An 11,323-nucleotide genomic window follows, 5' to 3' on the forward strand; every position below is an offset into this window, starting at 1 on the left:
CGCTGGATCAGTCGACATCAATGTTGGATATCAGTCCGTCTTCGCGAGCAAGCCCGCTCCCACAGGGTTTAATTCAGCCTTTCTTTTGTGCAAACAACGCATCGAGCTTCTGCTCGAAGGTGTGATAGTCGATGCGATCGTAGAGCTCCATGCGCGTCTGCATGGTGTCGATGACATTCTGCTGTGTGCCGTCGCGGCGGATCGCGGTGTAGACGTTTTCCGCTGCCTTGTTCATCGCGCGGAACGCCGACAGCGGGTACAGCACCAGCGACACATCCGCCCCTGCAAGCTGCTCGGTGGTGTACAGCGGCGTCGAGCCGAACTCGGTGATGTTGGCCAGAATCGGCGCTTTCACCCGGTTGGCGAACAGCTTGTACATCTCCAGCTCGGTGATGGCTTCCGGGAAGATCATGTCGGCGCCGGCCTCGATGCACGCCGCGGCGCGATCCAGTGCCGACTCCAGACCTTCCACCGCCAGCGCGTCAGTACGCGCCATGATCACGAAGCTGTCGTCGGTACGGGCATCGACGGCGGCTTTGATGCGGTCGACCATTTCCTGCTGGCTGACGATTTCCTTGTTCGGACGGTGGCCGCAACGCTTGGCGCCGACCTGGTCTTCGATGTGAATCGCCGCGGCGCCGAACTTGATCATCGACTTCACAGTGCGCGCCACGTTGAACGCCGACGAACCGAAACCGGTGTCGACGTCCACCAGCAGCGGCAGGTCGCAGACGTCAGTGATGCGCCGCACGTCGGTCAGCACGTCATCCAGGCCGGTGATGCCCAGGTCCGGCACGCCGAGCGAGCCTGCGGCCACCCCGCCACCGGACAGGTAGATCGCCTTGAAACCGGCGCGTTTGGCCAGCAGCGCGTGGTTGGCGTTGATCGCGCCGACCACCTGCAATGGATGCTCGCTGGCGACCGCATCGCGGAAACGCTGGCCTGGAGTGTTCTGCTTGGAACTCATGACTCACCTCGTTCAGTGGCTGTCTTATTGTCGGCGCCGTCCTGGTAATGACGGGCGATGTTGCGTTTCGAGGCGCCGATGTGGCGGCGCATCAACAATTCCGCGAGCTCGCCGTCACGGTCGGCGATGGCATCGAGAATCCGGTGGTGTTCGGCGAAGGCCTGACGCGGGCGGTTGGGCGTGGTGGAAAACTGGATGCGGTACATGCGCACCAGTTGATACAGCTCGCCGCAGAGCATCTGGGTCAGCGTGCGATTGCCGCTGCCCTGGATGATCCGGTAGTGAAAGTCGAAATCGCCTTCCTGCTGGTAATAGCCGACGCCAGCCTGGAACGCCGCGTCGCGCTCGTGGGTTTCCAGCACCCGGCGCAGTTCGTCGATTTCTTCGACGCTCATGCGCTCGGCCGCCAGCCGGCAGGCCATACCTTCAAGGGATTCGCGGATTTCGTAGAGTTCGAGCAATTCGGCGTGGCTGAGCGACACCACCCGCGCGCCGACATGCGGTACGCGCACCAGCAGTCGCTGACCTTCAAGCCGATGAATGGCCTCGCGCAGCGGCCCGCGACTGATGCCATAAGTGCGCGCCAGCTCGGGTTCGGAGATCTTGCTGCCTGGGGCGATCTCGCCTTTGACGATGGCCGCCTGGATGCGCCGGAAGACGTTTTCCGAGAGCGTCTCGGAATCCTCGCCGCTGATGACCGGGGGATCGAGTTGATCCAGCATGATTGTCGACACCTTCAAATCCAATGCAGCAAAAACTAGCCAATTAGCCGGCACCAGTCAAAGGATAAATGGATATTGTCGACAATCGTCTAATAAACCGAAAAGATCGCAGCCTTCGGCAGCTCCTACAGAATGTACGCGAATCCTTTGTAGGAGCTGCCGCAGGCTGCGATCTTTTGATCTTTTATAGACCGGCCCCAGCGCTGGCGCCATAAAACCACCGTGCTAGAATGCCGCCCGCATTTGCTGGCCATTTGTACGGCTTGTCATAAAAAGCTGATAGGCACACGAAGGAGCTTGCGCAGTATTGCCAGGAACCTGAACCGAAAACGGAACGCTGCGCACCAGGATTTATGAGACTCAAGCCCTTCCCCACATTTTTTGCGCTGTTTTGCCTGCCCGGCCTCGCCGCGGCGGGGGAAAAAACCGTGTACGGCCTCAACGAATACGCATCGCTTGACGGCATCAATCTGCAAGTCGCGGCCAAACTCGACACTGGCGCCAAGACCGCCTCACTGAGTGCCCGCGACATCAAACGCTTCAAACGCAACGGCGAGTCCTGGGTGCGTTTCTACCTGGCGATCGACGCGGCGCATTCGCACCCGATCGAGCGGCCGCTGGCCCGGGTCAGCAAGATCAAACGCCGCGCCGGCGACTACGACCCGGAAGAAGGTAAAAAGTACACCGCGCGCCCGGTGATCGAGCTGGATATCTGCATGGGCACGGCGTTGCGCAGCATCGAAGTGAACCTGACCGACCGAAGTGCGTTCCAATACCCGCTTTTGATCGGCTCCGAAGCGCTGAAACGCTTCGACGCGCTGGTCGACCCCAGTCTTAAATACGCTGCCGGCAAACCTGCCTGCACCATCGCCGCTCATACCGCCGAGTAATTTCCATGCGTTCTCTAACCTTCCACCTGAAAATCCTGATCACCATTCTGGTGCTCCTGGGCGTTTCGGTTACGGCCTATCAGATTTTCGTGCTCGGCATCCCGGTGACCGAAGACGCTACCGACGACTTGTGGAACATCGACGCCAAAGTCGAGTTCGTCGCCAGCACCAAGGACCCGGTGAAGGTCCAGATGTTCGTGCCGCCCCTGAGCCGCGATTACGTCAGCCTCAACGAAAGCTTTATCTCCAATAATTACGGCGTGGCGGTCAACCGTGTCGACGGCAACCGCAAGGTCACCTGGTCGGCGCGCCGGGCCAAGGGCAACCAGACCCTTTATTACCGTCTGGTGCTGACCAAGCGCTACACCGCGGAAAAATCCAAGATCAAAGGCCCGACCTTCCGCGACAGCATCGCCATCGAAGGCCCGGAAAAAATCGCCGCCGAAGCCCTGCTCGCGCCGATCCGCCAGCACTCGGCCGACGTCGAAACCTTCATCGGCGAAGCGATCAAACGCGTCAACAACGCCAACGATGACAACGTCAAACTGCTGCTGGCCGGCGACCCGTCGACGCCGCATAAGGCGAAGATCGTCGAACTGCTGCTGTCGATCGCTCACGTGCCGGTGGAAAAAGTCCACACCATCCGCCTCGTCGCCGATCAACCGCAAACCCCGGAACTGTGGCTGCGCAGTTTCAACGGCAACGACTGGCTGTACTTCAACCCGGAAACCGGCGAACAAGGCCTGCCGACCGACCGCCTGCTGTGGTGGACCGGTGATGAAAACCTGATCACCATCGAGGGCGCGAAGAAAGCCAACGTGACCTTCAGCCTGAACAACAGCGAGATGAACGCGATTCGTCTGGCCAAGCTGACCGACGAAAACACCGACGCCAACTTCCTCGAATACTCGCTGTACGGCCTGCCGCTGCAGACCCAGCAAACGTTCATGATCATGGTGATGATCCCGATCGGCGTGCTGGTGATCCTGATCCTGCGCAACCTGATCGGCCTGCAGACCCTCGGCACCTTTACCCCGGTGCTGATCGCCCTGGCCTTCCGCGAAACGCAACTGGGCTTCGGCATCCTGCTATTTACCGTGATCACGGCGCTGGGCCTGTCATTACGCTCGTATCTGGAACATTTGAAGCTGCAGATGCTGCCGCGCCTGTCGGTAGTGTTGACCTTCGTGGTGGTGCTGATTGCCGCCATCAGTCTGTTCAGCCATAAACTCGGCCTGGAGCGCGGTTTGTCGGTGGCGCTGTTCCCGATGGTGATTCTGACCATGACCATCGAACGCCTGTCGATCACCTGGGAAGAACGTGGCGCCAGCCATGCCATGAAAGTGGCGATCGGCACCCTGTTCGCCGCCTCGCTGGCACACCTGATCATGACCGTGCCGGAGCTGGTGTACTTCGTGTTCACCTTCCCGGCGATCCTGCTGATTCTGGTCGGTTTCATGCTGGCGATGGGGCGTTATCGCGGTTATCGCCTGACCGAACTGGTGCGCTTCAAGGCTTTCCTGAAGAAGGCTGACGCCTGATGTTCGGTTTCTGGAAGACCTGGAAGGCGCTGGAGGCGCGGGGCATCATGGGCATCAATCGGCGTAACGCCGACTACGTGCTCAAATACAACAAGCGCAGCCTGTACCCGATCGTCGATGACAAGATCATCACCAAGGAGCGCGCCATCGCTGCCGGCATTCATGTGCCGGAGCTGTACGGCGTGATCTCCACGGAGAAGGAAATCGACAAGCTCGACGCGATCATCGGCGGGCACAACGACTTCGTGATCAAGCCCGCCCAGGGCGCCGGCGGTGACGGCATCATCGTCATCGCCGACCGCTTCGAGGGCCGCTATCGCACGGTCTCGGGCAAGATCCTTGCCCATGAAGAACTCGAACACCACATCTCGAGCATCCTCACCGGCCTGTATTCGCTGGGCGGTCACCGCGACCGCGCACTGATCGAATACCGGGTGACCCCGGATCAGATCTTCAAGAGCATCAGCTACGAAGGCGTGCCGGACATCCGCATCATCGTGCTGATGGGCTATCCGGTGATGGCCATGCTGCGCCTGCCGACCCGTCAGTCCGGCGGCAAGGCCAACCTGCACCAGGGCGCCATCGGCGTCGGCGTCGACCTCGCCACCGGCCTGACCCTGCGCGGTACCTGGCTGAACAACATCATCAACAAACACCCCGACACCACCAACGCGGTGGACGGCGTGCAACTGCCCTACTGGGACGGCTTCATGAAGCTCGCGGCTGGCTGTTATGAGCTTTGCGGGCTGGGTTACATCGGTGTGGACATGGTGCTGGACCAGGAGAAAGGTCCGCTGATTCTCGAGCTGAATGCGCGACCGGGGCTGAATATCCAGATTGCCAACGATTGCGGGCTGACTCAGCGTACGCATGCGGTCGAGGCGCATCTGGAAGACCTGAAGGCGCGTGGGGTGACGGAGTCAGTTGAAGAACGGGTGGCGTTTACTCAGGAGATGTTTGGGCATATTCCGGCGGTCGAGGGCTGAAGCTGAAAAGCTGAAGAGCCCCTCACCCTAGCCCTCTCCCGGAGGGAGAGGGGACTGACCGTGTTGGATGCTCGAAGTACATCGACCTGCAAGTTCGAGTCGAACTCAGAACTTGAAAAGCATGAAGATCCGCCCCCTTTCCCCCTCGCCCCCTTGGGGGAGAGGGCTGGGGTGAGGGGGTAGCTTTTGATTTTGATCTGGCAGCCGAGAGGACTACAATCCCCACCCCGCCTCAATGGCCGATCTGCCCCGCCCATGTTGACCTGTTCCGTACACCCGCTGCCCTACCGCGCCAACCCCGCCGACTACTTCGCGGCCATCCGCCATGCGCCCGGCGCCGTGCTGCTCGACAGCGGCCGGCCGAGTGCCGACCGTGGCCGTTTTGATCTGCTCAGCGCCTGGCCGCTGGAACAACTGGCGGTGTTGCCCGACGAAAGCGGCAGCGTTTTCCTGCAACGCCTGCGCGATAATCTGAGCCGTCTGGGCGAGGCGCAGTTGCCTGGCGAATATGACCTGCCATTCGCCGGCGGCCTGATCGGCTACCTGAGCTACGACTTTGGCCGGCATCTGGAACACCTGCCGAGCCAGGCCCGGGATGATCTGCAATTGCCCGACGCGCGGTTCGGCCTGTACGACTGGGCGCTGATCAGCGATCACCAGACCGCCACCAGCCAACTGGTGTTTCACCCGTCACTGGCCGACAGCGAGCGGCAACGGGTGATCGCGCTGTTCAGCCAACCGACTTCAGCGCCGCTGACGCCGTTCAAGCTGGACACGCCGATGACCGCCGATCTGTCGGCCGATGACTATCGCCAGGCGCTGGAACGCATTCATCAATACATCCAGGCCGGCGACTGCTATCAGGTCAACTTCGCCCAGCGTTTCCGCGCACCGTGTCAGGGCGATCCGTGGCTGGCCTATTGCGCGTTGCGCGAGGCCTGCCCGACGCCGTTTTCCGGTTTCCAGAGCCTGCCCGACGGCGACGCGGTGTTGAGCCTGTCGCCGGAGCGCTTCGTCAAAGTCAGCCAGCGCCAGGTGGAAACCCGCCCGATCAAGGGCACCCGCCCGCGTGGACTGACGCCGGCCGAAGACGCCGCCAACGCCGCCGAACTGCTGGCCAGCCCCAAGGATCGCGCGGAAAACCTGATGATCGTCGACCTGCTGCGCAACGACCTCGGCCGTACCTGCCGCATCGGCTCGGTGCGGGTGCCGGAGCTGTTCAGCCTGGAAAGCTATCCCAACGTGCATCACCTGGTCAGCAGCGTGACCGGTGAACTGGCCGAGGATCGCGATGCGCTGGATCTGATTGCCGGCAGTTTCCCCGGCGGCTCGATCACCGGCGCACCGAAGATCCGTGCGATGCAGATCATCGACGAACTGGAACCGACCCGGCGCGGTTTGTATTGCGGTTCGTTGCTGTACCTGGACGTACGCGGCGAGATGGACAGCTCCATCGCGATTCGCAGTCTGTTGGTCAAGGATGGGCAGGTGTGTTGCTGGGGTGGCGGCGGGATCGTGGCCGATTCGGACTGGCAGGCGGAGTATCAGGAGTCGATTACCAAAGTCAGAATCCTCCTCGAAACCCTGCAAAACCTTTAAAAGCTTAAAAGCTTCGCGAGCAAGCCCGCTCCCACATATGGACTGCATTCCACATGTGGGAGCGGGCTTGCTCGCGAAGGCGCCCTTCCAGACGACTACAAACTCAACGCTCTGTTAGAAGCTTTGAGGAATTCCTGCTTCAACTCGGCAAACGTATGCACCGCCGGAAACTGCGGGAACTCGCGAATCACGTTGTCCGGCGCATGAAACAGAATCCCCGCGTCCGCCTCGCCCAGCATGCTCGTGTCGTTATACGAATCTCCCGCCGCAATTACCCGGTAGTACAGGCTTTTGAACGCCAGCACCGACTGACGCTTGGGATCTTTCTGACGCAATTGATAGCTGGTCACTCGCCCGCTGTCGTCCGTGATCAGGCGATGGCAGAGCAAGGTCGGGAAGCCCAGTTGCCGCATCAGCGGCTGGGAGAATTCGTAGAAGGTGTCCGAGAGAATCACCACCTGAAAGCGCTCGCGCAGCCAGTCGACGAACTCCACCGCGCCGTCCAGCGGCTTGAGGGTGGCGATCACTTCCTGGATGTCCGAGAGCTTCAGGCCGTGCTCGTCGAGGATGCGCAGGCGTTGCTGCATCAACACGTCGTAATCGGGAATGTCCCGGGTGGTGGCCTTGAGGGATTCGATTCCGGTTTTTTCGGCGAAGGCGATCCAGATTTCCGGCACCAGTACCCCTTCAAGATCCAGGCAAGCAATTTCCACAAGACACTCCCGTTTGTAGTGATTATTGAGTCGAGCGAGCCCGAACTCTAGCGACTCCCCCGCCACCGCGCAACGCAGCGGGCACACCCTACTCCGCCGCTTTTTGTTACCATCGCCGCCATATAGAGCGCCCAGCGCCACCGACCTGTAGGAAGCCGCCCTGATGAGCCCAACGTTCGATGTCGTGGAACTCGCCACGACCTATGCCAACAAATCCGCCCAGGACATCCTGAAACTCGCGTTCGCCGAGTTCGGTGACGAGCTGTGGATATCTTTCAGTGGTGCCGAGGATGTGGTGCTGGTGGACATGGCCTGGAAGCTGAACAAGAACGTCAAGGTGTTCAGCCTCGACACCGGCCGCCTGCACCCGGAAACCTATCGTTTCATCGATCAGGTGCGCGAGCACTACAAGATCGATATCGAACTGGTGTCGCCGGACTACACGAAGCTGGAACCGTTCGTGAAGGAAAAAGGCCTGTTCAGCTTCTATAAGGACGGCCATGGCGAATGCTGCGGCATCCGCAAGATCGAACCGCTGCGCCGCAAACTGTCCGGCGTCAAAGCCTGGGCCACCGGCCAGCGCCGCGATCAGAGCCCGGGCACCCGCAGCGCCGTGGCGGTGCTGGAAATCGACACCGCGTTTTCCACGCCCGAACGCACCCTGTACAAGTTCAACCCGCTGGCGCAGATGACCAGCGAAGAGATCTGGGGTTACATCCGCATGCTCGAACTGCCGTACAACAGCCTGCATGAACGCGGCTTTATCAGCATCGGCTGCGAACCATGCACCCGCCCGGTGCTGCCGAACCAGCACGAGCGCGAAGGCCGCTGGTGGTGGGAAGAAGCGACGCAGAAAGAGTGCGGGCTGCATGCGGGGAATATCATCAGCAAGGCGTAAATCTCGCCCCAATGATGTCCCCCCTGTGGGAGCGGGCTTGCTCGCGAAAGCGGTCTGTCAGTCAGCGAATTTGTTGACTGGGAAGACGCCTTCGCGAGCAAGCTCGCTCCCACATTTGCTTCGTGGTGCCATGAAAAAATGTGTACACACGAATGTCACCATCGGTGCCATTTATGTGTGCACTTTTTGCTTTCACGCCCTGAAAAGTTACATCCCTGCTGAATTCCCCTGCGCTCTGCCACCTCCGCAAAATCCCCCGCAAAAAATAAATACCTGCTCAATCGGTCAATTTATAACCAATTATTTTCAAACACTTAGCGCTCATCGATAACTTTTCGAAATGAGCGCATCGCTGCATAGATCGCTGACTGGCACAGATCTGGCTTTGGTGCATACATGTTTTGTATACAAAACTGCAAAACATCAATCCACACTTTCGATCCGCAAGCCTGAAGCGCCCTATCCCGTACAGGCTGCAGATGCCCCGTAACCAGTGATGTCTGCTGGCCGCGACGAAGATTTGTCGAGCACTGAGCTCATGCACAGTCATCGCGGCCCCGCCCATCAGGAGCCTGCCGGAATGCGTACAAGTCTCTCCAACAACATCGCGCTGAATCTGCCCGCCTCTGCCCTCGACCAGCCATTGCCCGACGCGGGTCTGGCTCAACCGTTACAACTCAGCCCGCGCCTGCACAACAGGGACCTGGCACCGACCCGCGCCGAAGGTCGGCGCTGGGGCAAATACAGCATCTTCGCCCTGTGGACCAACGATGTGCACAACATCGCCAACTACTCGTTCGCCATCGGGCTGTATGCGTTGGGCCTGGGGGGCTGGCAGATTCTGCTGTCGCTGGGGATCGGCGCGGCGCTGGTGTACTTCTTCATGAACCTGTCCGGCTACATGGGGCAGAAAACCGGGGTGCCGTTTCCGGTGATCAGCCGGATCAGTTTCGGCATCCACGGCGCGCAGATTCCGGCGTTGATTCGCGCGGTGATCGCCATCGCCTGGTTCGGCATTCAGACGTATCTGGCGTCGGTGGTGTTTCGCGTGCTGCTGACGGCGATTCACCCCGGTTTCGCCGATTACGACCACAACTCGATTCTCGGCCTGTCGACGCTGGGCTGGGTGTGCTTCGTAGCGATCTGGTTCGTGCAGCTGGCGATTCTCGCCTACGGCATGGAAATGGTTCGCCGTTACGAGGCGTTTGCCGGACCGGTGATTCTGCTGACCGTCGCCGCCCTCGCCGCGTGGATGTACACCCAGGCCAACGCAACCATCGCCTGGTCAATCCGCGAACCGCTAATTGGTGGCGAAATGTGGCGCAACATCTTTGCCGGCGGCGCCTTGTGGCTGGCGATCTACGGCACGCTGATCCTGAATTTCTGCGACTTTGCGCGTTCTTCGCCGTGCCGCAAGACCATCAAGGTCGGCAATTTCTGGGGCCTGCCGGTGAACATTCTGGTGTTCGCCGCTATCACCGTCCTGCTCTGCGGTGCGCAATTTCAGATCAACGGACGGATCATCGAAAGCCCGACCGAAATCATCGCCTCGATCCCTAACACGTTCTTTCTGGTGCTCGGTTGCCTGGCGTTCCTGATCGTCACCGTGGCGGTGAACATCATGGCCAACTTCGTCGCCCCGGCCTTCGTCCTCAGCAACCTGGCGCCGAAGTACCTGACCTTCCGCCGCGCCGGGCTGATCAGCGCGACCATCGCCGTGCTGATCCTGCCGTGGAACCTCTACAACAGCCCGCTGGTGATCGTGTACTTCCTCTCCGGCCTCGGCGCCCTGCTCGGCCCGCTGTACGGGGTGATCATGGTCGACTACTGGCTGATCCGCAGAGGCCGGATCAACGTCCCGCAGTTGTACAGCGAAGACCCCAACGGCGCCTATTACTACAGCCGTGGAGTGAATTTCCGCGCGGTGGCGGCGTTCATTCCGGCAGCGCTGATCGCCATCGTCCTGGCGCTGGTGCCGGGCTTCCACAGCATCTCGCCGTTCTCCTGGCTGGTGGGCGCCGGCATTGCCGCGATGCTCTACCTGATCATCGCCAAACGTCAGCCGCACTACGCCGACGTCAGTGGCGAATCGATCGCCGTCGACAACGTCAGCCATTAACTTCCTTGCGGCCCGGATTTGGGCCGCTGAACTGCCCGCAATAAGGACTTCCCATGCGTATTCTTGTGGTCAACGTCAACACCACCGAATCCATCACCCAGGCCATCGCCCGCTCGGCGCAGGCCGTCGCGTCTCCCGGTACGGAGATCGTCGGCCTGACACCGTTCTTCGGCGCCGACTCGGTGGAAGGCAATTTCGAAAGTTACCTGGCGGCCATCGCCGTGATGGACCGGGTGATGTCCTACGACCAACCGTTCGACGCGGTGATTCAGGCCGGTTACGGCGAGCATGGTCGCGAAGGTTTGCAGGAACTGCTCAACGTGCCAGTGGTGGACATCACCGACGCCGCCGCCAGTACCGCGATGTTTCTCGGTCACGCCTATTCGGTGGTGACCACGCTGGATCGCACCGTGCCGCTGATCGAGGATCGACTGAAACTCTCGGGCCTGTGGGATCGCTGTGCCTCGGTGCGGGCCAGTGGTCTTGCGGTGCTGGAGTTGGAGCACGAACCACAGCGCGCACTGGAAGCCATCGTGCAGCAGGCGGAACTGGCGGTGACCCAGGACAAGGCCGAAGTGATCTGTCTGGGCTGCGGCGGCATGGCCGGGCTGGATGAACAGATTCGTCGCCGCACCGGGGTGCCGGTGGTGGATGGCGTGACGGCGGCGGTGACCATTGCTGAATCGCTGGTGCGGCTGGGGTTGTCGACGTCCAAGGTGCGGACTTACGCGACGCCACGGCCGAAGCAGATCATTGGCTGGGCGGAGCGGTTTGCTCGCTGAGTTCACAGACGAATACCGAGTCGTATCCTTCGCGAGCAAGCCCGCTCCCACATTGGATTTGTGACCGCCCCAGCTCCAATGTGGGAGCGGGCTTGCTCGCGAATGG

Annotated in this window: 10 protein-coding genes and 1 pseudogene; 7 read left to right on the plus strand and 4 right to left on the minus strand. The window is 60.7% G+C overall.

The window, feature by feature from the left end; all coding sequences use genetic code 11:
• Positions 1-73 precede the first annotated feature (73 nt).
• Complete coding sequence (gene prpB, locus QMX91_RS24090) at positions 74-967, minus strand: methylisocitrate lyase (protein ID WP_007960897.1); 894 nt, start codon at positions 965-967, stop codon at positions 74-76.
• Complete coding sequence (locus QMX91_RS24095; RefSeq protein ID WP_177416209.1) at positions 964-1,686, minus strand: GntR family transcriptional regulator; 723 nt, start codon at positions 1,684-1,686, stop codon at positions 964-966. The genes prpB and QMX91_RS24095 overlap by 4 nt, the downstream gene beginning before the upstream one ends.
• Before the next feature lie 356 nt (positions 1,687-2,042).
• Here QMX91_RS24095 and QMX91_RS24100 point away from each other — a divergent pair, with 356 nt between their 5' ends.
• The 4 genes from QMX91_RS24100 to pabB all read left to right on the plus strand — a co-directional run bounded on the left by QMX91_RS24100 (position 2,043) and on the right by pabB (position 6,705).
• Positions 2,043-2,579: an ATP-dependent zinc protease gene (locus QMX91_RS24100; protein ID WP_025110318.1), complete on the plus strand. Its 537-nt coding sequence runs from the start codon at positions 2,043-2,045 to the stop codon at positions 2,577-2,579.
• A gap of 5 nt (positions 2,580-2,584) precedes the next feature.
• Positions 2,585-4,120: an inactive transglutaminase family protein gene (locus tag QMX91_RS24105; protein WP_007960894.1), complete on the plus strand. Its 1,536-nt coding sequence runs from the start codon at positions 2,585-2,587 to the stop codon at positions 4,118-4,120.
• Positions 4,120-5,106, plus strand: a complete 987-nt coding sequence (locus QMX91_RS24110) for an alpha-L-glutamate ligase-like protein (RefSeq protein ID WP_098967945.1) — start codon at positions 4,120-4,122, stop codon at positions 5,104-5,106. The genes QMX91_RS24105 and QMX91_RS24110 overlap by 1 nt, the downstream gene beginning before the upstream one ends.
• A gap of 255 nt (positions 5,107-5,361) precedes the next feature.
• Positions 5,362-6,705 (plus strand): aminodeoxychorismate synthase component I, encoded by a 1,344-nt coding sequence (gene pabB, locus QMX91_RS24115; RefSeq protein WP_282413492.1) that lies wholly within the window; start codon positions 5,362-5,364, stop codon positions 6,703-6,705.
• 95 nt (positions 6,706-6,800) lie between these two features.
• On the opposite strand, the gene thrH is transcribed toward pabB, so the two are convergent.
• Positions 6,801-7,418 carry a bifunctional phosphoserine phosphatase/homoserine phosphotransferase ThrH gene (gene thrH / locus QMX91_RS24120; RefSeq protein WP_282413493.1) on the minus strand — a complete coding sequence of 206 codons (618 nt, stop codon included), beginning with the start codon at positions 7,416-7,418 and terminating at the stop codon, positions 6,801-6,803.
• A 163-nt stretch (positions 7,419-7,581) separates the two neighbouring features.
• Here thrH and QMX91_RS24125 point away from each other — a divergent pair, with 163 nt between their 5' ends.
• Complete coding sequence (locus QMX91_RS24125) at positions 7,582-8,316, plus strand: phosphoadenylyl-sulfate reductase (RefSeq protein ID WP_003223260.1); 735 nt, start codon at positions 7,582-7,584, stop codon at positions 8,314-8,316.
• 23 nt (positions 8,317-8,339) lie between these two features.
• Here the strand turns inward: QMX91_RS24125 and QMX91_RS24130 are convergent.
• Positions 8,340-8,456, minus strand: a pseudogene (locus QMX91_RS24130) (DUF4381 domain-containing protein); the annotation flags it as partial.
• 440 nt (positions 8,457-8,896) lie between these two features.
• On the opposite strand from QMX91_RS24130, the gene QMX91_RS24135 reads away from it, so the two are divergent.
• On the plus strand, positions 8,897-10,435 hold the full coding sequence (locus QMX91_RS24135) for an NCS1 family nucleobase:cation symporter-1 (protein ID WP_282413494.1): 1,539 nt from the start codon (positions 8,897-8,899) through the stop codon (positions 10,433-10,435).
• A 53-nt stretch (positions 10,436-10,488) separates the two neighbouring features.
• Positions 10,489-11,217 (plus strand): aspartate/glutamate racemase family protein, encoded by a 729-nt coding sequence (locus QMX91_RS24140; protein ID WP_027613303.1) that lies wholly within the window; start codon positions 10,489-10,491, stop codon positions 11,215-11,217.
• The last annotated feature ends 106 nt before the right edge of the window (positions 11,218-11,323 follow it).

The sequence above is a fragment of the Pseudomonas sp. PS01299 genome (assembly GCF_029960145.1).
In the GTDB taxonomy this organism is placed as follows: domain Bacteria; phylum Pseudomonadota; class Gammaproteobacteria; order Pseudomonadales; family Pseudomonadaceae; genus Aquipseudomonas; species Aquipseudomonas putida_A.